This is a genomic window from Methanoculleus sp. UBA413, assembly GCF_002502935.1.
Classification (GTDB): domain Archaea; phylum Halobacteriota; class Methanomicrobia; order Methanomicrobiales; family Methanoculleaceae; genus Methanoculleus; species Methanoculleus bourgensis.
In genome coordinates this window covers 16,402-33,838 of the sequence record NZ_DAQR01000001.1, presented here as the reverse complement: position 1 = coordinate 33,838, position 17,437 = coordinate 16,402, and the positions used below count along the sequence as shown (strand labels likewise).

The window sequence follows — 17,437 nt, the reverse complement described above, 5'->3', positions numbered from 1 at the left end:
CTCTGCTCGGCCCTCGATACGGTGAGACAGACGACCGTCACCCGCAGGAGTTTGCCGTCCTTGCTGATGACCGGGTGGATGGTGTCGATGCGGGATGCCCGCCGCTTGACCATCGACCGCAGGTAATCCCGGGTCACCTCGTGACCGACGAACTCGGTGTAGGCGGAGTCCCCGGCCACGTTGTTGATCTTAAACCTCATCTTGATGTGGGACTTCGAGTAGTCCTGCACCACTTCGCCGAGCGTCGCGGTCATGATCCGGCCGACCATGTTTTCGGGGTCGGCCGAGATGGTGTCCCCGATCTCAACTTTGCCGAAGGCCTCGGGCACGTACACCCGGTACCACCGCTTGGCCTTCCAGCCTTCCACCCTTCTTCCAACCTGTTTCTTCCTTGCCATGGTATCACTTCTCTCATATCTGTTTTACAGCCCAATTGACCTGTAATGCGCTTTCAGACCTCCGCGAGGCAGAGGTGCAGACGTCCTCCGCTATTGCCAAGTTCATGAGGTAGTCGTCCACCGATGCGATGATCGACCGGAGCCTGGTCCCATCGATCTCGGCCCGCACACCTCCCTCTGTCGGGTAGGTCCTGATCAGGGTGAGGTTGTCGGGTTCGAGTGCCGCTGCCACACAATCGGGGTGGCGGTGCGGGGTCTCGATGATGCCCTCGACCCTGATCATGCGGGAATCGCCCCCAGGAGTTCCTGCCTGAACAGGTCCACACGTTCGGCCCCGATCCGGGCGCCGGCCCTCCGGTGGTGTCCGCCACCCTGACCGCCGCACGCCTCCGCGACCGTCCGCATCAATGCCTCGAGGTCGACGTCGATGCCCGGCGGGCAGCGTGCCGACACGGAGCAGTGGTCCCCTCTCTGTCCGATGACGAAGACAGGACCGTCCTGGACGAGGTCGTTTGCGAGGGCATCCGCGACATCGCTTGCCACGGACCCGTCGTCCACCTCAAAGAGGGCGATCCTATCGTCGAGACGGCGTGTCCCGCGGATGCCGGCGATGACCGCCTGCCGGTAGCGGGCGGCGATCTCCCAGGCCTCCTGCAGTGCATGGGACGAGCGGAGACAGAGCGATGCGCCAAGGTCTCCGGACCCGGACTTGCCGCAGGCGTCGACGACGGCAGCGAGGTTTGCGGCCTCGTCGATGACCTCCCGGCCGAGGCTGTAGGTGGTGCCCCAGATCCCGTAGATCGCGGAGAGCGACGCTTCCGGAGCAGCCGCAAGGACGATCCGGGAGAGGAGCGATTCGTAGTCCACGTCGTCCTCATCGGTGACCTGTGCGACCAGCGTCCGGGCGGTCTCGGGAGCGCCCGAGAACCCGGGGAGATAGGGGTTGACGGCGAGCGCGAGCTGCTCGACGAGCCCTCTTCCCGGGAGGCGGAGGCCGCGGCGGGGTGCGATGAACCCGTTTGCGATGCCTTCGTTGGATATCTCCCGGTTCGGCCCCTCGAGTTCCTGACGGTCTCCGATGATGCCGAGGAGCACAAGCCCCGCGAGGTCGCGGTTATCCCCCATGCGCTGCGCGACGAGGTACGCCGCACCAGCAGCCGAGAGGTTCCGGTCGCCGTCGATACCCGCAAGACGCGGGTTGACGTGGTAGTCGCCCTCAAAATGGGGCACATGGTGGTCCACCACCATCACGTCGCCGGGGAGGTCTGATAGCGCTGACCCAAAGTCGCAGAGAAGCACGCTGCTGTCGCGAGGTACGTCGGCCGTGGTGATGCTTGAGCGAACCCTCAGCCGGAACCGCCCGCCCTCGCGGAACATGGCGTGGCAGAGGATGGATGCGGCGGCTATGCCGTCGGCATCGTGGTGCGCAAGCACCTCCACAAATTCCTGCTCAAGCAGGTGGTCGGCGAGGCTGGCAGCAGCGGCGTCAAGCGACACGGGTCATCAACGGGAGAGCAGGATCTCCGCGGTCTCCGGTTTGTACGTCCAGCCTTTCGGCATCCGTCCGGACTTGACGTAGTACCTGCCCAGCCTGCGCACCTTAGATTCGGTGATCTGGAGCTGGCGGGCGTTGTGCACATCCTTCTTGTTCTCCGCAAGGTGCTTCCTCAGCCCGAGCGCCTTCTGCATCAGGTTGCGCAGGTCTTCGGGGATCTCGGACTCGAGGCCCTTCTCGCGGAGAATCTCGTTCACGCGCTTGCCGGTGGCGAGCTTGACGTCGGGGACACCGTACCTGTCCCGCAACGCAAGGCCAATCTGGCTGCTCGACATGCCGTCTTTGCGGAGCTCAACGACGATCTTCTCGATCTCCGCTGTGTCCGTGTTGGACCACTCGGGTGCTTCCTTCCGGTAGGGTCGGACGGAACCGGCGGTTCCGCGACGCCGAGCGTACATTCTTGCCATTCATACACCTCCGTTAGATACACTATGTTAAGTCCAGAAAAGAGTCCGTAAACTGACTAATCTCTGTAATCCCAAGCCCTTGCGGGCAGTGCATGGGAGCACGTCGGACTTACCATAGCCAGCACATACTGTGCTACATCACATTCTCCGGGATATGCCTTAAGGGTATCGGGGACGTGCGCGGGCGGCGCCTGGATCCTGCTTCCCACGGGTTTCGGCGCATCGGCGCGTCTTCTGCTTCCTGGGGGTTTATTGTGCTCCGTAACGACCACTATGGTATGATGGAGGGCGGGTTGGGCTGTCTATCGGATGATGTCAGTTCCCGGAGGGAGTTCTTGCTCCTTTTCGGCATCGTTGCGTCAACGCTGGTTGCGCTCGGCATCACCGGATACTGCCTCTCCTCCGGGGTGTTTGTCGTCTGCTCACACCTCTTCTATATCCCGATCGTCCTTGCCGCCTACCGCTACCCGGAACGGGGCGTCGGGATCGCCGTGGCGCTTGCCGCCGCCTACCTCGCGGAGGTGCTCCTCCTCTCCCCGGGTGGTGGGGCGGAGATCACAGACGCTCTGGTCCGCGCCGGAGTATTCCTTCTTGTCGCCGCTGTTGTGTCGCACCTGGCAGGCCGCCTGCACCTGCGGGAGGGGCGGTACCGGGGGATCTTCGAGACGTCGGGCGCGGGCATCTTCCTCTTCTCGCCTGATGGGGGGAAGGTCGAGGAGATGAACCGGCAGTGCGCCGCGATGCTCGGGTACCCGGATGGGGAGGTTCCCGATCTCCCGGCGTTCTGGCCCGGGTATCCCGGGAACCCGGCGCCGGTCACGAACCAGGACTGTGAGTTCATCCGCCGGGACGGAAAGTCCTGTCCGGTCCTTCTCTCAACAAGCCTCCTCCCTGACCGGGAGATGGCCTGTGCGGTGGTCACCGGGATGACGGAGCAGAAGAGGATGGAGAACTTGCTCCGCCGGTCGGAGGAGACGTTCCGGGTCATCCTCAATACCGTCGATGTCGGGATCATCCTCACCGACCCCGGCAGGCAGATCATCGAGGTGAACGAGGCCATGGTCAGGCTCTGCGGCGGGGCAGCGCGGGAGGACCTTATCGGGAGGGACCCGGAGACCCTGTTCGCGGAGAGGGATCTCGCGATGATCCGGGCCTGCCGGGAGCGGGTCCTGCACGGGGAGGTGCTTGCGCCGGTTGAGTGCACGCCCTGCAGACTCGACGGGAGCGAGTGGCCGGCAGAGGTCTCGGTCACCCTTCTTGCAAAAGACGGGGATGCCCCGAACGACTGATCCTGGCTATCCGGGATATCACCGGTCTCCGCAGGGCGGAAGCGGAGATGCGGGAGGAGAACCGGCGACTCTCCATCACGAGCGAGGTCATCACCGCCGCCACCGCGTCCCGTCACCTTGACGACCTCCTCCCGGTCTCGCTGGAAAAGACCCTGGCGCTGCTGGATTTTGACCTGGGTGGGGCGTACCTGGTGTACCCGGGGAGCGACCTTGCGCACCTGCGCGCCTGTGTGGGAGAGGGGCACGCTCCGGCCCGTGTGCGGCGGGATGAACCGCCCTACCGGTATGTGCTCGTCGACGGGGAAGCCCGGTTTGTCGACCGGTTCCAGGAGAGGTACCCGGGGCATGATGATCCCGCCATCCGGTCGTTTGCGGCGGTTCCCATCCCGGGCGATGACGGGCCGGTGGGGTGCATCGCAGTCGCGAGCAGGACCCGGGAGACGATTCCGGAGGACGAGCGCCTGATCCTTGCGACGATCGGTGAGGAGATCGGGAGTGCGGTCGTGAAGGGGATGCTCCTTGAGGAACTTGAGGCGGCGCTCGCGTCCGCCAACCGCTACCTTGACGAGGCGAACGCCGCGACCGAGGCGGTCAACCTCTACGTGGATATCCTCACCCACGATATCAACAACGCAAACACCGCGGCGATGGGCTACCTGTATATGATCCTTGATTCGGCAGAGGAGCCGACCCGCGAGGTTATCAGGAAGTCGCTTGCGGCCATCTACCAGAGCAACGACATCATCAGGAACGTCAGCACGATCCGGAGGTTGATGCTTGAGGCTGCCCCGCTTCAACTGGTGCGGCTTGAGCCCGTGATCCGGGGGATGCGCAACTACTACGCAGATACGCGGATCGTCTACGAGGGGTCGGATGCGACGGTGCTGGCCGACGACCTCATCAACGAGGTCTTTGCGAACCTGATCGGCAACGCCGTCAAGTTCGGGCACGGTTACTCTGAAGAGCAATGAGAAGAAATACTTTTGCGAACCTGATCGGCAACGCCGTCAAGTTTGGGGGGCCGGATGTCGAGGTCACCATCAGCGTCAGGGAGGAGGGTGAGGACCGGGTCGCGGTGACGGTTGCCGACACCGGCCCCGGGATCCCTGACGACCTCAAGCCGCGGATATTCGAGCGCAAAGAGCGCGGGGTGACGAAGAAGAGCGGGAAGGGGCTCGGTCTGAGCATCGTCAGGATGCTTGCGGAACGCTACGGGGGGAGCGTCCGTGCGGGGGACCGCGTCCCGGGCCGGCCGGAGGAGGGGGCGGCCATAACAGTGACCCTGTTGCGTTACTGCCCGGAGGGTGGGTGAGCCGAATATTTATCACCTTCCGGGTCAACATATAGTGGTACCAGAGCGATAGTAGTCTAGCGGTAGGACAGGGGCTTCCCAAGCCTCTAGCCCGGGTTCGATTCCCGGCTATCGCATGGGTGTATCTTTTTTGATTTTTATGGGTTTTAGCGGAGCTGTTATCTCTCCCCGCCGCCATTCTCCGGCACCACCTCAAACCGGCAGTGGTCAAACCCCATCGAGTAGCACCTGGTCTCGAGCGCCGCCGTCGGCCGGCCGTAGTGGCCGGAGAAGAGCGTCCGGAGGATACCGGAGTCGAACGCGCACGCAGGCCTGCCGGTGACGGGCAGGTCTTCACACTCAAAGCAGTCGTAGACGAGGAGTGTCAGCGGCTCCGTCCCGGCGACCTCAACCCTTCCGAGGTTGTGGTCATCCCAGAACCGGGCAATGTTGGCGCAGAAGACCTCAGTCGTCGGGTCAGCCACCGCCGGGTAGAGTTCCTCCCCTATCCACTCGCCGGCCCGGGTGAGGAGCGGGTCGAGGAGGATCCCCTCCTGCATGAGCAGGACCCGGACCGTCCGGAAGGTCAGCTTGTAGAACGCGAAGGGGTCGGCCGCCCCCGCACCGTACACCCCCGCGTAGGCAGAGAGCGCATCGGCTATCCGGTCCTCTGCCGAGACAGTTCCCACGAGGTCGCCGGTGAGGAAGAAGATCTTTTTCCTCGCATCATCAGGGTCAGGCCGGGACCCGACCACGCCCGCCGCCGCCATCTCCTGCAGGTGCACCGAGACCGTCGACTTCACCCTCCCGGAGAGGGCGACGATCTCGTCAAACGAATGCTCGCGTTCACGGAGCGCCGCAAGGATCACCCGCCGCACCGGGTTCCCGACCGCCCGCGCCCCTTCCGGCGTCGAATAGAGGTCGATCTCCCGGATCCCGCTCGGCCGACCCGGTTTCCCCCTGCTGTCCATCCCGTCCTCCATAGATCAAGATCGAAAGGGAGATATATCAAATGTTCTGATATAGTAGAATGTTCGTAACGAATCGAACTGATTGAGGAATAACAATGATGGCTACAAACCTCGCCCCCGGCGTCTACTGGGTCGGGGCAATTGACTGGAATTTGAGGGAGTACCACGGATACACGCTCCCGGGAACGACTTACAACGCCTACCTCGTCCGCGGTGAGAAGACCGCGCTCATCGACAGCGCCTACGCCGGCTTCGAGAACCAGATCCTCGGCCGGGTGGCGTCGGTCTGCGACCCCGGCGAGATCGATTACATCGTCTTAAACCACATCGAGATGGATCACTCCGGCTGCCTGCCCACGCTCGTGCGGAAGATGCCGGGCATCCCGATCTACTGCACCGAGCGGGCAAAGACCGGGCTTGCCCGCCACTACGACACCAGCGGCTGGAACATCCGGGTCGTCAAGACCGGCGATACCCTCGACCTCGGCGGGAAGACGCTCACCTTCCTTGAAGCCCCGATGCTCCACTGGCCTGACTCGATGTTCACCTACCTCGCGGAAGACGCCATCCTCTTCCCGAACGACGCCTTCGGGCAGCACATCGCAAGCGCCGCCCGGTTCGACGACCAGCTCGGGAAGGACGAGGCGCTCGCCCACGCACAGAAGTTCTTCGCAAACCTGATCATACCGCTCGCGCCCAAGGTCCTGAAGAAACTCGACGAGGTCGGGAAACTCGGGATCGCCATAGAGATGATTGCGCCGAGCCACGGTATCATCTGGCGGTCGTATGCCGGGGATATCCTCAAGGCCTACATCGACTGGAGCCAGGGCGTCGCGAAGGACAAGGTCACGATAGTCTACGACACCATGCACGGCTCGACCACGATGATGGCCCAGGCCATCGCCGAGGGCGTCATGGCCGAAGGCGCCGACGTCCGGGTCTGCCTCCTCCGCGACGGCCGCTACGAAGGAACGCACCGGAGCGATATCGTCACAGACGTCCTCGACTCGAAGGCCGTCCTCATCGGGTCGCCGACGCTCCAGGACGAGGTCCTCCCCACGGTGGCCGGGTTCCTCAGTTACCTCCGCGGGTTACGTCCGGGCCGCCTCGGGGCAAAGAAGATCGGGTGCGCGTTCGGGTCGCACGGCGGCATGGGCGGCGCGGTTGCCCAGGCAGAGGAGGCCCTGAAGGCAGCCGGTATCGAGGTCATAGATGGCGGGTTCCACGTGAACTACCGCCCTGATGCCGGCGAACTTGCACGGGCCTACGAACTCGGGCGGAAGGTGGCGCGGGAGATCCGCGCCCGGTAGTGCCCGGCCCCTCCATTGCGTCCTCCGAAAACATCAGAAGAATCCAGCGGTCGTGCGGGAACACCCCACCGCCCGCGAGATCCGCCGGATACCCAGCAATATGCCAGACAGATCGTCCCAATACCCCTTTTTTCAGCCCGCCGGTGCGGCAAACCCGCGTCGCATCCAGGCGAATGCTGGGAGCGCCCCGACCTGCATCACGACCAGGAACCCGACGACGAGCGGAACGGCGACCGTGTAGGCCCACCCGATGACGGCGCTCCCAACAAACCAGGCAGCCCCGTAGATGGTGTTGAATATCCCGTAGGCAGTCCCGCGTTTGCTGATATGGGTGTAGTCAGCGACGGCGGCCCGGAGGATCGTCTCCTGCGCACCCATCGCCGCGCCCCAGAGCAGAACAGCGGCAAGCGCGAGGGCGTAGCTCGTCCCGAAGGCGAGGAAGGGGATGCCGATGGCGAGCAGCGGCACGGAGAGGAGGGTGACAAGCCCGAACCGGTCGTATGCCCGCCCGATCGCGAGAGCCGCGACGGCGTCGACACCCATGGCGACGGCGTAGAAGAACGGGATCTCTGCCCCTGAGACCGTGCCGGTGACGGTGAAGTGGTAGGCGATGACCGGGAACGCCGCAAACCCTGCCATGGTGAGCGCGGTGAAGACGCCGTAGGGGAGCAGGGACCCGGGGAGGGCGGTTCCCTGGATAGTGGGACCACCAGCCTCAAGCGACGCCGGTTCAGGCGCCCGGCGCCGGGCAACGAGGAGGGCAAGGATCATCAGCACAAATGGGATGGCGAGGAGGGCAAACCCGCCCCGGTAGTCTCCTTCCACGAGGAAGATGGCGGCAAAGATCAGCGGCCCGATGATCGCCCCGACCTGGTCGAGAGCCTCGTGCACGGCAAACCCCCAGCCGCGGCCGACCGTCGCGGTGGCGTTTGCGAGGATGGCGTCCCGTGCCGGCACCCTGATACCCTTCCCCACGCGCTCGAGGATGAGGAGGAGCGCGGCGCCTTCCCAGGATCCGGCGAGCGCGAGGAGCGGGACCGCGGCGAGCATGCCGTAGCCGATGAAGGTGATCGCCCAGTAGTGCCGTGTGGTGTCGGCCAGATACCCGGAGACCAGGCGGAGGGCGTAGCCGAGGAACTCCCCGAGCCCCGCGACCACCCCGACGGCGAGAGCACCGGCGCCGAGGATGTAGAGGTAGGGTCCGGCGACGCTCCGCGCCCCTTCGTAGATGATATCGCCAAAGAGGCTCACGATACCAAAGAGGATGATCACGGTGTAGGCCGCCCGGCGTCTGCCGTCCATGGATGATGATCTCTCGTTCATCGCCCATAATTTCTGCCTGAGGGCTGCCGGATCGAAAACCTCCGGGGGAACCATAATCACGGCCTGCCGCCACCTACCTTCTCTTGTGGTGCACCACTGGATAAGCAGCCGGGGAGGGGGGCGGGCATGAAGAACCTGCGCTGGATCGCGCTCTCGCTCCTCCTCAGTGGCGCGGCTCTCGCAGGACTCCTCGCGGTGACCTTCACCCCCGAGACCCGGGCCTACCTCGGGCGGGTCAGCATCGCCGCCATCCTCCTCGCGCTCGGGTTCCAGGCCGCATCATACCTCTGCCGGGTGGTGCGGCTCCGGGTCCTCTGCCGGGGCCTCGGCTACACCGTGCCGTTCCCGGCTCTCACGCTCACCCTGTTCCTCTCGCTCTTCGCGGGTTCCATCACCCCCGGCCAGGTAGGCGGGGAACCGGTCCGGATCCACCGTCTCTCGTTCTCCGGGCTCGCCGTCGGTGACGCCACCACCGTCGTTGTCGTGGAGCGGGTCCTGGACCTCGTGGTCTTCTTCTCCCTCACCGCCGCAGCACTCCTCTCCCTCCGGCACCTCTGGGGGTACCTCGCCGCCACCGTCCTCTACCCGGTCGCGGCCTTCCTGGTTCTGGTCCTGGTCCTTATCCTCCTGCTCATCATCCTGATCCGTCATCCGTCTTTTATGAAACGGGCGGTAGGCGGCATCACCACCCGCGTCCTGGACCGGTGCAGCCGGAGCCGGCGCTGGCTCCGGTTCTGTCCGGGCGCGGGGGACGCAGGTACCCTGGGAGCGAGGATCGACCACGAGATTGAGGCCTTTACCGCGGGCTTTTCCCGGTTTGTGAGAGGCGGCCGGCGGGCTCTCATCGGCGCGCTCCTGGTCACTATCTTCGAGTGGATCTCCATCTTCTCCGTGGCGTCAGCCCTTCTCGTCGCTCTCGGGCTGCCGCCGTCCCTGCCGGAGTCCTTCCTCTTCCAGGGGATCCTCCAGATGATCGCAGATATCCCGCTCATCCCCGGCGCGGCCGGGATATCAGAGATCGGCGCGGCCACGCTTTATCGCCGGATCGTGCCCGCCTACCTCCTTGGCCTCTTCGTCGTCCTCTGGCGGTTGATCCTCTACTACTCAAACATCCCCCTCGGCCTCATCGCGGGCGTCCTTGCGGCGAGGGAACGGTCCGGAGAGACCGGCGAGGGCGATCCAGACCCCCGGCACACCAAAAACCTATAACCCTTGTAAGACCCAAATTTATCCACTAACACGGATATGACCCAAAATATCCCGTTACCGAAACGATCGGAGAGCACCCGGATCTCCGGCGAGGGAAGAGCATGACCACCGATACCGACATGTATGCCCTGAGTATCATCACCGAGAACAGGGCCGGCGTCCTGCGTGACGTGGCCACGGTGATGGCAGACTACCAGGCAAACATCCAGATGATCCAGCAGTCGATCCTCACCACGGGCCCGAACACCGGGAAGGCCTACCTCTACTTTGAGTTTGAGGAGTGCGGCGACCACGGAAACCTCATCGCCGACCTTGCGCGGGTTCCGTCCGTCGTCGACGTCACCACCTACCCGCCGTTCTCCCGGATATTCGGGTCGAGGGTGATCATCATCGGCGGCGGTGCGCAGGTGGCGCAGGTGGCGATGGGCGCCGTGAACGAGGCGGACCGCCACAACATCCGCGGCGAGCGGATATCGGTGGACACGATCCCCCTCGTCGGCGAGCAGAACCTTGCGCTCGCCGTGGACGCGGTGGCCCGGCTCCCCCGGGCGTCGATCCTGGTGCTCGCCGGGTCGCTGATGGGCGGCGAGGTCTCGCGGGCCGTGGACCGGGTCCGGCAGGCAGGTATCCCGGTGATCGCCCTCAAGATGGCGGGGAGCGTCCCGCAGCACGCCGACCTGGTCGTGACCGACCCCATTCAGGCCGGCGTCTTTGCCGTGATGCACGTGAGCGGCAGGGCGGTCTTTGATATCAATCGCGTGCGTGGTCGTGAATTCTGATGGATCCCATCGATATGGCAGTCAGGGTACTGCGGAGAGACGGGCTCATCGTCTACCCCACCGAGACGGTCTACGGTCTCGGGGCGGACGCCCTCTCTGAAGACGCGGTACTGAAGGTCTATGAGGCCAAGAACCGCCCGCTCTCGAGACCGATATCGATCGCGGTCTCTGATATGGATATGCTCGGCGCCGTTGCGGTGTTGGACGAGGCCGCCCGGGCCTTCATCGAGCGGTTCCTGCCCGGCCCGGTGACGGTGGTCCTCCCGGCGAAGTCATGCCTGCCGGCAATCCTTACCGGCGGCACTGGTCTCGTCGGCATCAGGTGGCCGGACCACGAGATCGCGCTTGCGATCATCGCGCGGCTCGACTCCCCGATCACCGCCACCAGCGCGAACGTATCGGGTGAAATCCCGCCGACCCGGCCTGAGGACGTCTATGTCCCGAACGACTATGTGGTCGACGGCGGAGAACTTCCGGGGACGCCGAGCACGGTGGTGGACCTGACCACCCGGCGTATCCTGCGGAAGGGTGCAGAATGGGAAGCGGTGGAAGCATTCCTCAAGACTCTACGATGAAGCCGGTACGACTCCGTGACTTCATCGAGGACCGGGATGGCTGCATCTACGCGGTCTCGAACTACGACAACAGCGACCGCATCGGGTGCATCCTCCGTTACGTCCCTGAGCCGGCCGGTGAGCGAACAGACCTCTCGGGCCGGCGGTACCGGAAATACGATTTTGCCGAATCCTTCGCCTGGATTCGGGAGCATAAACCCGAATACCTGGATACGGTCCACCGGGTGCCCTACAGCGACGTGGTCCGGGTCTACAAGCCGGAAGAGGAGATCGGGCATGTGGCGGCGAGAAGCGTCCGGGTGCGGAGGCTCCTCTCCCACTTCCCCCTCCCGGCAGGCTCGTTCGGGTGCACGGGCTCGCTCCTCTGCGGCCTTGAGAACGCCGCCTCCGATATCGATATGGTGGTCTACGGCGACGCCTGGTTTACCGCCCAGCGCCAGCTCCGGCACCTGGTGGCGGCGGGGGTGATCCCCGCGATGAGCGAGGGGATGTGGCGGAAGGTCTACGAGAAGCGGGTTCCGGAGATATCGTTTGACGCGTTCGTCCTGCATGAGCAGCGGAAGTGGAACCGGGGAGAGTTTGAGGAGACCTACTTTGACCTCCTCTACACCCGGGCCTACGGGAACCTGGACGCGGTCCCGCCCGGGAAGGGGGAGGTGCTCAGGCGGGCGACGATCGAGGCGACGGTCACCGACGCCTCCCTCTCCTTTGACAGCCCCTCGGTCTACGCCGTGGACCACGATGAGATCTCCCGGGTGCTCTCCTTCACCCACACCTACTCGGGGCAGGCGCTCGCCGGGGAGGTCATCGAGGCCCGGGGCGTCGTGGAGCGGCACGGCGATGAGCGGTGGCTGATCGTCGGGACGACCCGGGAAGCGAAAGGGGAGTATATCATATCAAAGACCCTGCTTGAGAGTTCAGGGTAGATCAGAAGAGGTCGGAGAGCCGTCTCGGCCCGGCCGTGCACCGCTCGAGGTGGGGGCAGCCCTCGCAGGGGGCCCGGAGCGGGCGCTTCGGGATCTCGCCCGCAACAACCCTCTTTGCTGCACGTATCGCCCTGATCATCGCCCGCCGGTCCCGGGGCTGGGGTTCGACGAACCGGCAGATGCCGCTTGAGACGTACTCGACGTAGCCGCCGGTGACAGTCCCCCCGAGGGTCTCGCGGATGCAGGCGACGTAGCAGGCGATCCTGAGCCGGTCGGTGCCGTAGACGCCGGCCCCGGGGGCGGTGCTCGACCGGGTGATGGCGAACGTGCCGTCCTCAAAGACCTTGTCCACCCGCCCCCTGATGCCGAGGATGTCTGATTCGACCGCAAGGTCTGATTGGACCGGTCTCTGCCAGGCGGTCTCTCGGCAGGCGCTGATGCACTCGTCGAAGAGTTCCCGGGTCTCGGGGGGAGCGTCGGGGAGGATGCAGAGGACCTCCTGCCAGATCCGCTCCGGGTCGAGCAGTTCCCCGAGGTGCGTGGAGACCTGTTTGCAGACGGTGTAGCGGGGCGACTCCGGGTGCTCGAGAGACCGCTCAAAGTAGTAGCGCCGGGGACAGATATGGCAGGCGACGACGCCTGATACCGGGATGTACTGCTCCATGTGTGACCGAACCCGCTGTACAACACTTACGCCCTTCCCCTATAAAGCGGGGTATACTCTGAAACAGGGGCGTGGGTCCTGGCGGAGCGATTGCACCGTAGCCTCACGCGGGAGGCCGCGAAGGCCCGTGTGATTGCTGTCCCCTGCACTATCTCTTCGCGATCCTCCGCGTGCGGTGGCGATCCGCCTCACGCCCGCAGATGAAGATGGCTCGATGCACCCGCCGCCGGGCGGCCGGAGAAGACCAACCATTATGCCGGAGCGGATCGAAGAGTGAGGATATGGCAACCCGAGAGATATCAGTCAATATTCCCGGCGACCTCGACCCGGTCTACTCGAACCGTATCCAGATCGCCTACAAGGAGGATGAGTTCACGTTCCTCTTCCTGCACGAGATCCCCGGCACGAACCAGGCGCGGGCGAAGGCGATCGTATCGATCAGCCCCCGGCACGCGAAGAACCTGGTCGAGGTGCTCGCGAAGAGCGTGGCCGACTACGAGCAGAAGTTCGGCCAGATCACCGCCCCGGCGGCCGCCCAGCCCCAGGAGAGCAACGTCACTATCCGGGGTTACTCCTGAGGGGGCCGGGGGCGGCAGGTGATACCTTTTTAATTCCGGACGTGCAATAGTATAAGGCAGTTGCCGCTGTGGCTTAGTGGTATAGCGGCTGATTCGTAATCAGCAGGTCGGGGGTTCGAATCCCTCCAGCGGCTTCTTTTCATCGAGGTTCAAAGCCCTGTTCGATTGTTCCAGGCCCTTTCTCTGGTCTCAGTCTTCCGCCGATCAAAGATCAGGGGAGTGCCTGCGGTTTTTCTCATGACAAAACGCCGGCTTTTCGGACAGAGAATCTGGTTTTTGTCAAAGGCTTTGCGTTCATCAGTGTACGGAACGCAAATCTTCAGCTCCACGAAATCCCCTTCCGCCTCGATGCGGTCCATATCCTCGATAAACAGGCGCTCCCTCTCCTGCTCTGCCATGTCGGAGCGAAGTTCGTCAAATGTCTGGCTCATGTTACCATTTTCCCGGCGGGGCGTAGTCAGGCGATTCATGCTGAGGTTGCCCTGGATGAGCGTCTTAAAACTGGATCCCACGGTCGAGGTAGATATCGATCAAGCCCTGCTCAGATAAAGCGCAGTCAACGAGATCTTCAAACTCGCTCTTCTCTATCTTCAACTGCTTTGCCATGATACCTATCAACTTATCGCTGATCTCTTTTGTCCCGTGGCTGACCCAGGTTACAATCCGGGTTTTCTTCCCGTTATGGTACAGGGTAAGTTTGATGTCCTTTGAGTTATGCTGCTGAAATCCCTTCTTCAGCAGAGCTCTCTGGATCGCCCGGTTTTTTCGTGTCCCCAACTATATCCCCTCATCCAGAAGCGAACGCAGTTTGTTGCGGAATACAATCCCCCCTTCTGTCAGATTCCCGGTCTCCTCCTCAACATAGTCCAGCCAGAGTAACTTGAGTTCGTCGTTAATCCGTTCTACCCCGTCCTTCAGGTTACCGGATGTGACCAGGAGGTTGAACTCGTTGTTATACAGAATGTATTCGTCGTTCTCAAATTCAACTTCCAGGTCAATGGGATATCGCAGCTCGCGGATATCCTCATTAAACCTGATATGAGTAAGTGGGAGGGAATTAAGGGGTTTAAATGCCATTTCGCCCTCTATATTGATACTGCGTGCCGTCTTCCCGATCGATCCGCTGACGCTGACGAGCTGTTTAATCCTCTTGATGACAAATTCTTCCAACTCCGGAGGGTATCTGCACGTGTACTTCCCTTCGGGAGTATCGATGACGAACTGGCGTTTCCTGTCCACCCTCAACTCTACCATACGGCCCGATATTGTCTTCTCAGTTGGTTTTGGTGGTCTTATCAGGGCGTTCTTAATTATCGGCTTTCTTGTGCGATCCAGTTTGATCGGCCCCAAAGAGCCAAACCCAAGAGTTACATCGTATATTGAATCCTCATCAGGCCAGAGGTTCTCCAATTCCTGAACTGACCGAATCGCCCGGTGCTCGTCGCCGTGGAGTAATTCAACAACTTCTGGGAAGATATCCTCTTGGTTTGACGCGATATCTATAACAGTGCCCACGAGGGAGATCGCGCGTTCTCCATAGGTGCCGCCTGCACCAGGCAGCCCGTACTGGTCGTGTGAAACCCTCATGGTGATGGCGGCGCTGCCCTGCTCCAGCCGTGATATAACCAACTCGCAGTTCTGCTTCACGCTCTTAGGGAAATCACCTGCAGTTCTTGGTTGATGCCCCTCCAGGTGGTCCCCCATAATATACATCAAATTTTGAATTGCCTGGAAGTTGCTGATAAGAGCGTTAACGGATATCTCCGGGTGGTTTTTATCGTTTGACTTAATGTAGAGAGCGATCTCTCTGCTCGATCGGACCATTCACCAGTTCCCTCCCGCACGCTCCTCCGAGCTATCGATTATAATGGCGGTCTGCGTATGAACATTTATGTGTATGGGTAAGCCCGGGTTACCTGAGGTTCTGCCCGGCCTCCTGCTGACGTCTGCACCCCGGGGACAGAGAGCCTCCGGCAGACCTGAGGCACTACTGGAGCATTTCGCCTTATGTTGCGGGTCCTGATGCGTGGGAGTGATCGCCGCCGCACGCGACCATCGCATGGAAAATATTAGGTGAAACGGTCCACTATACCCCGAAGTGCACCGCGGACCGTAGATCCCAAGCCCCCGGGACCGATCGTCACGCGCCTACTGTGCCGGTGCCACCATCGGCTTCTTCTCTTCCTCCTCCGCGGCTTCGACCGCCTCCTCAAGTGCCGCTCCGGCCATCACGAGCGCTTCCGGGGTGACGATGCCCTCGGCGATGAGGTATGCGTTGGCATCCCGGAGAGCCTCTTTGAGATCCTTTGCCCAGAGGTGCTCGATGAGGAAGACCGCGGCAGCGCTGTTGTTCGGGATAATTTCGGAGATCCGCCGGACGTTCTCCTCGTTCATACCGAAGGTCCGATGGGCAGCCGCCATGGCACCGGCCTCAGCGCCTCTCCGTGCTCCTTCCTCCCCGCCGGCGCCAAGGCCCATGAGCGCTCCGACGGCGGAGCCGAAGCGCTCCCGTTCCTCATCGCTCAGTTGCGAGGCCTCCATGGAACTGACGTTCCCGTCCGCATCCTTGTACACGAACCGGAGATCGATCAGCCTGACGGTGCCCGCCTCCATCGCCGACCCGAGCGCTCGCCGGATCTGGCCGTGGAAGTCTGGATTCTTGAATCCGACGACCAGGAGGTGCATCGGTCCATACAATACTTTGGCCATGTCCATATCCCCCCTTACAGAATCTGGTACCATCCGACCCGCTCCAGCCATACACACGGTCCATGCTGCCAACCGAGATCGCGGCACCGGGAACCCCGGAGGCGTGGATCACCTGCTCGTTCACCGGGAGTTCTTCGTTGGCATCTTCAGGTGTGTTCATGCTGGAGGCGGGTTCAGGGTAAAGGAGGATATTTACTATAAAATGTTTTTTATAAACCTCATACTATACGGGGGGATGCCCCCTCTGCCAACCGTGCCTGTTGCTCCCGGCAGTTCGGGCATATCCTCCCCTCTTCAGCGCCGTTTCCGGGAGTGCTCATGCATATCGCCACCCGGCGGAGATCATTACAGGTCTCAGTTCAGCGCTCCTTCAGGGCTCCTCCCAGCACTCCTCCCAGATAGCCGATGAAGCCGAGGACCGGGAAGAGTATCAGGGTGATGTAGAACGTCGATCCGAGGAAGCGAAGAAGAGCGAGATCGCCTGGAGCAGCTTCGACGCCCAGCACCGCAAGGATCATTGCCAGGACAAGTGCGTTTAAGAGGCCGGTATAGACACCTGCTTTTCCTCCGGTTTTCTTTTCTCCGGCGATCCAGCCCGCAAAAATACCGCCGACAAACGCACCGCCGATCAGGATCAGGTAGTTGATGATGAGCGCAACAAAGAGCCCGATAACCACCCCGGTCCAGAAGGTCTGTCGATCTACTTTTCGCATCTGTCATTCCTCCCTGTCCTGCATATCGCTGCGGGCTACGATGCGCAAATGTTCGCGCTGGCACATAAAGATGTGGCCAGATATTTCATGGTCGGCGGGTGCGGGATCAACGCCCACCGCCCCGACGGCGACAGGTAATTGGAGCAGGGCTACCTGAGGGGAAGCCGGGCCGATCACCTCTTTCCCGTGGTGCTCCCCCGCATCCCCTCCACGCCGGTCGCCGGTCCCCTCGAACGCTATCCGACCTCGTGGGGTTCCCACCCACATCTCACTGTTACGGACAGTTCAGCTCTGCTGTGAGGTTCTGGCGTGCATCCACGACGCGCTGTATCTCCGGACGGATGGTCTGTAAGGCCTCAGGGACAGACGCATCGTCAGGAACCCCCTTCACAGCCCGGTCGAGATCATCATACGCAGCGTTGAGGTCATCGATCCGTACGTTCGTGACCTGGTCTGCAGAGCTCCTGACATCCTCCATGGCAGACTGCACCTGGTCCCGTGCATCCCGGATATCTCCCACAGAAGAGGTTGCATTGAGACCCTGCATATTCTCAAGCGCCACGCCGAGTTTCCCGAGATCCTGGCAGAGCTGTGCCTGCGCCTCTTCCTGACTCGGCTGGACGCAACCGGCGGCAGCGCAGACCAGGATGAGGACCGCAGAGACAAAAAGTACCCATGTTTTCATACCTACCTCCCGAGCAGAATGATTGCTCGGGCCTGGGTAATGAGGGAGGTTATAT

The 17,437-nt window shown here is 62.5% G+C and carries 22 protein-coding genes and 2 tRNA genes; 11 read left to right on the top strand and 13 right to left on the bottom strand.

Annotated elements, in window-relative coordinates; all coding sequences use genetic code 11:
• The 4 genes from BP858_RS00195 to BP858_RS00180 all read right to left on the bottom strand — a co-directional run.
• A partial coding sequence (locus BP858_RS00195) for a 30S ribosomal protein S3ae (protein WP_286878516.1) occupies positions 1-398 on the bottom strand: 398 nt, incomplete at its 3' end.
• Between the two features lie 13 nt (positions 399-411).
• Positions 412-681, bottom strand: a complete 270-nt coding sequence (locus tag BP858_RS00190) for a KEOPS complex subunit Pcc1 (RefSeq protein WP_062261549.1) — start codon at positions 679-681, stop codon at positions 412-414.
• The gene (locus BP858_RS00185; RefSeq protein ID WP_286878515.1) at positions 678-1,895 is read right to left on the bottom strand and encodes a DHH family phosphoesterase; all 1,218 of its coding nucleotides are present in this window, start codon (positions 1,893-1,895) and stop codon (positions 678-680) included. Before BP858_RS00185 ends, BP858_RS00190 begins: the two co-directional genes overlap by 4 nt.
• A 6-nt stretch (positions 1,896-1,901) precedes the next feature.
• Positions 1,902-2,360: a 30S ribosomal protein S15 gene (locus BP858_RS00180; protein ID WP_281767402.1), complete on the bottom strand. Its 459-nt coding sequence runs from the start codon at positions 2,358-2,360 to the stop codon at positions 1,902-1,904.
• A 335-nt stretch (positions 2,361-2,695) separates the two neighbouring features.
• On the opposite strand from BP858_RS00180, the gene BP858_RS00175 reads away from it, so the two are divergent.
• The 4 genes from BP858_RS00175 to BP858_RS00160 all read left to right on the top strand — a co-directional run bounded on the left by BP858_RS00175 (position 2,696) and on the right by BP858_RS00160 (position 5,077).
• Complete coding sequence (locus BP858_RS00175; protein ID WP_286878513.1) at positions 2,696-3,649, top strand: PAS domain-containing protein; 954 nt, start codon at positions 2,696-2,698, stop codon at positions 3,647-3,649.
• Positions 3,650-3,696: 47 nt separating this feature from the next.
• A complete protein-coding gene (locus tag BP858_RS00170; RefSeq protein ID WP_286878512.1) occupies positions 3,697-4,620 on the top strand; it encodes a GAF domain-containing protein in 924 nt (307 codons plus the stop codon).
• Positions 4,617-4,961: a sensor histidine kinase gene (locus BP858_RS00165; RefSeq protein WP_286878511.1), complete on the top strand. Its 345-nt coding sequence runs from the start codon at positions 4,617-4,619 to the stop codon at positions 4,959-4,961. The genes BP858_RS00170 and BP858_RS00165 overlap by 4 nt, the downstream gene beginning before the upstream one ends.
• 45 nt (positions 4,962-5,006) lie before the next feature.
• Positions 5,007-5,077: transfer RNA gene (locus BP858_RS00160), tRNA-Gly, on the top strand.
• Between the two features lie 42 nt (positions 5,078-5,119).
• Here the strand turns inward: BP858_RS00160 and BP858_RS00155 are convergent.
• Complete coding sequence (locus BP858_RS00155) at positions 5,120-5,923, bottom strand: V4R domain-containing protein (RefSeq protein ID WP_286878510.1); 804 nt, start codon at positions 5,921-5,923, stop codon at positions 5,120-5,122.
• An 83-nt stretch (positions 5,924-6,006) separates the two neighbouring features.
• On the opposite strand from BP858_RS00155, the gene BP858_RS00150 reads away from it, so the two are divergent.
• Positions 6,007-7,221: an FprA family A-type flavoprotein gene (locus BP858_RS00150; RefSeq protein WP_286878509.1), complete on the top strand. Its 1,215-nt coding sequence runs from the start codon at positions 6,007-6,009 to the stop codon at positions 7,219-7,221.
• Positions 7,222-7,353: 132 nt separating this feature from the next.
• Here the strand turns inward: BP858_RS00150 and BP858_RS00145 are convergent, their stop codons facing one another.
• On the bottom strand, positions 7,354-8,523 hold the full coding sequence (locus BP858_RS00145) for an MFS transporter (RefSeq protein ID WP_286878508.1): 1,170 nt from the start codon (positions 8,521-8,523) through the stop codon (positions 7,354-7,356).
• Between the two features lie 147 nt (positions 8,524-8,670).
• Between BP858_RS00145 and BP858_RS00140 the strand changes: the two genes are divergently transcribed.
• The 4 genes from BP858_RS00140 (at position 8,671) to BP858_RS00125 (ending at position 12,033) form a co-directional block, all read left to right on the top strand.
• Positions 8,671-9,753, top strand: a complete 1,083-nt coding sequence (locus BP858_RS00140) for a lysylphosphatidylglycerol synthase transmembrane domain-containing protein (protein WP_074175862.1) — start codon at positions 8,671-8,673, stop codon at positions 9,751-9,753.
• Positions 9,754-9,854: 101 nt separating this feature from the next.
• Positions 9,855-10,532 (top strand): DUF5612 domain-containing protein, encoded by a 678-nt coding sequence (locus tag BP858_RS00135; RefSeq protein ID WP_214166069.1) that lies wholly within the window; start codon positions 9,855-9,857, stop codon positions 10,530-10,532.
• Positions 10,532-11,107 carry an L-threonylcarbamoyladenylate synthase gene (locus BP858_RS00130; RefSeq protein ID WP_286878507.1) on the top strand — a complete coding sequence of 192 codons (576 nt, stop codon included), beginning with the start codon at positions 10,532-10,534 and terminating at the stop codon, positions 11,105-11,107. Before BP858_RS00135 ends, BP858_RS00130 begins: the two co-directional genes overlap by 1 nt.
• On the top strand, positions 11,104-12,033 hold the full coding sequence (locus BP858_RS00125; RefSeq protein ID WP_074175860.1) for a DNA polymerase subunit beta: 930 nt from the start codon (positions 11,104-11,106) through the stop codon (positions 12,031-12,033). The genes BP858_RS00130 and BP858_RS00125 overlap by 4 nt, the downstream gene beginning before the upstream one ends.
• Before the next feature lies 1 nt (position 12,034).
• On the opposite strand, the gene BP858_RS00120 is transcribed toward BP858_RS00125, so the two are convergent.
• On the bottom strand, positions 12,035-12,697 hold the full coding sequence (locus BP858_RS00120) for a CRISPR-associated protein Cas4 (RefSeq protein ID WP_062261672.1): 663 nt from the start codon (positions 12,695-12,697) through the stop codon (positions 12,035-12,037).
• 281 nt (positions 12,698-12,978) lie between these two features.
• On the opposite strand from BP858_RS00120, the gene BP858_RS00115 reads away from it, so the two are divergent.
• Together BP858_RS00115 and BP858_RS00110 are read left to right on the top strand one after the other, a co-directional pair.
• Entirely contained in the window at positions 12,979-13,275 is a 297-nt protein-coding gene (locus BP858_RS00115) for a DUF3467 domain-containing protein (RefSeq protein WP_014866297.1), read from the top strand.
• A 62-nt stretch (positions 13,276-13,337) separates the two neighbouring features.
• A tRNA-Thr gene (locus tag BP858_RS00110) sits at positions 13,338-13,409 on the top strand.
• A gap of 15 nt (positions 13,410-13,424) precedes the next feature.
• On the opposite strand, the gene BP858_RS00105 is transcribed toward BP858_RS00110, so the two are convergent.
• The 6 genes from BP858_RS00105 to BP858_RS00080 form a co-directional block, all read right to left on the bottom strand.
• Positions 13,425-13,706, bottom strand: a complete 282-nt coding sequence (locus tag BP858_RS00105) for a hypothetical protein (RefSeq protein ID WP_286878506.1) — start codon at positions 13,704-13,706, stop codon at positions 13,425-13,427.
• Between the two features lie 64 nt (positions 13,707-13,770).
• Positions 13,771-14,052 (bottom strand): hypothetical protein, encoded by a 282-nt coding sequence (locus BP858_RS00100; protein ID WP_074175857.1) that lies wholly within the window; start codon positions 14,050-14,052, stop codon positions 13,771-13,773.
• On the bottom strand, positions 14,053-15,099 hold the full coding sequence (locus tag BP858_RS00095) for a hypothetical protein (protein WP_014866300.1): 1,047 nt from the start codon (positions 15,097-15,099) through the stop codon (positions 14,053-14,055).
• Between the two features lie 324 nt (positions 15,100-15,423).
• Positions 15,424-15,984, bottom strand: a complete 561-nt coding sequence (locus tag BP858_RS00090) for a DUF1269 domain-containing protein (protein ID WP_286878505.1) — start codon at positions 15,982-15,984, stop codon at positions 15,424-15,426.
• 359 nt (positions 15,985-16,343) lie between these two features.
• Complete coding sequence (locus BP858_RS00085) at positions 16,344-16,697, bottom strand: DUF5518 domain-containing protein (RefSeq protein WP_062261681.1); 354 nt, start codon at positions 16,695-16,697, stop codon at positions 16,344-16,346.
• A 274-nt stretch (positions 16,698-16,971) separates the two neighbouring features.
• Positions 16,972-17,382 carry a hypothetical protein gene (locus tag BP858_RS00080; protein ID WP_014866304.1) on the bottom strand — a complete coding sequence of 137 codons (411 nt, stop codon included), beginning with the start codon at positions 17,380-17,382 and terminating at the stop codon, positions 16,972-16,974.
• Positions 17,383-17,437: the final 55 nt, after the last annotated feature.

Coding starts and splice junctions, on each gene's coding strand:
- BP858_RS00190 (WP_062261549.1), bottom strand. CDS start 681: ATGATCAGGGTCGAGGGCATCATCGAGACCCCGCACCGCCACCCCGAT.
- BP858_RS00180 (WP_281767402.1), bottom strand. CDS start 2,360: ATGGCAAGAATGTACGCTCGGCGTCGCGGAACCGCCGGTTCCGTCCGA.
- BP858_RS00170 (WP_286878512.1), top strand. CDS start 3,697: ATGCGGGAGGAGAACCGGCGACTCTCCATCACGAGCGAGGTCATCACC.
- BP858_RS00165 (WP_286878511.1), top strand. CDS start 4,617: ATGAGAAGAAATACTTTTGCGAACCTGATCGGCAACGCCGTCAAGTTT.
- BP858_RS00155 (WP_286878510.1), bottom strand. CDS start 5,923: ATGGAGGACGGGATGGACAGCAGGGGGAAACCGGGTCGGCCGAGCGGG.
- BP858_RS00150 (WP_286878509.1), top strand. CDS start 6,007: ATGATGGCTACAAACCTCGCCCCCGGCGTCTACTGGGTCGGGGCAATT.
- BP858_RS00145 (WP_286878508.1), bottom strand. CDS start 8,523: ATGGACGGCAGACGCCGGGCGGCCTACACCGTGATCATCCTCTTTGGT.
- BP858_RS00140 (WP_074175862.1), top strand. CDS start 8,671: ATGAAGAACCTGCGCTGGATCGCGCTCTCGCTCCTCCTCAGTGGCGCG.
- BP858_RS00135 (WP_214166069.1), top strand. CDS start 9,855: ATGACCACCGATACCGACATGTATGCCCTGAGTATCATCACCGAGAAC.
- BP858_RS00130 (WP_286878507.1), top strand. CDS start 10,532: ATGGATCCCATCGATATGGCAGTCAGGGTACTGCGGAGAGACGGGCTC.
- BP858_RS00125 (WP_074175860.1), top strand. CDS start 11,104: ATGAAGCCGGTACGACTCCGTGACTTCATCGAGGACCGGGATGGCTGC.
- BP858_RS00120 (WP_062261672.1), bottom strand. CDS start 12,697: ATGGAGCAGTACATCCCGGTATCAGGCGTCGTCGCCTGCCATATCTGT.
- BP858_RS00115 (WP_014866297.1), top strand. CDS start 12,979: ATGGCAACCCGAGAGATATCAGTCAATATTCCCGGCGACCTCGACCCG.
- BP858_RS00105 (WP_286878506.1), bottom strand. CDS start 13,706: ATGAGCCAGACATTTGACGAACTTCGCTCCGACATGGCAGAGCAGGAG.
- BP858_RS00095 (WP_014866300.1), bottom strand. CDS start 15,099: ATGGTCCGATCGAGCAGAGAGATCGCTCTCTACATTAAGTCAAACGAT.
- BP858_RS00090 (WP_286878505.1), bottom strand. CDS start 15,984: ATGGCCAAAGTATTGTATGGACCGATGCACCTCCTGGTCGTCGGATTC.
- BP858_RS00085 (WP_062261681.1), bottom strand. CDS start 16,697: ATGCGAAAAGTAGATCGACAGACCTTCTGGACCGGGGTGGTTATCGGG.
- BP858_RS00080 (WP_014866304.1), bottom strand. CDS start 17,382: ATGAAAACATGGGTACTTTTTGTCTCTGCGGTCCTCATCCTGGTCTGC.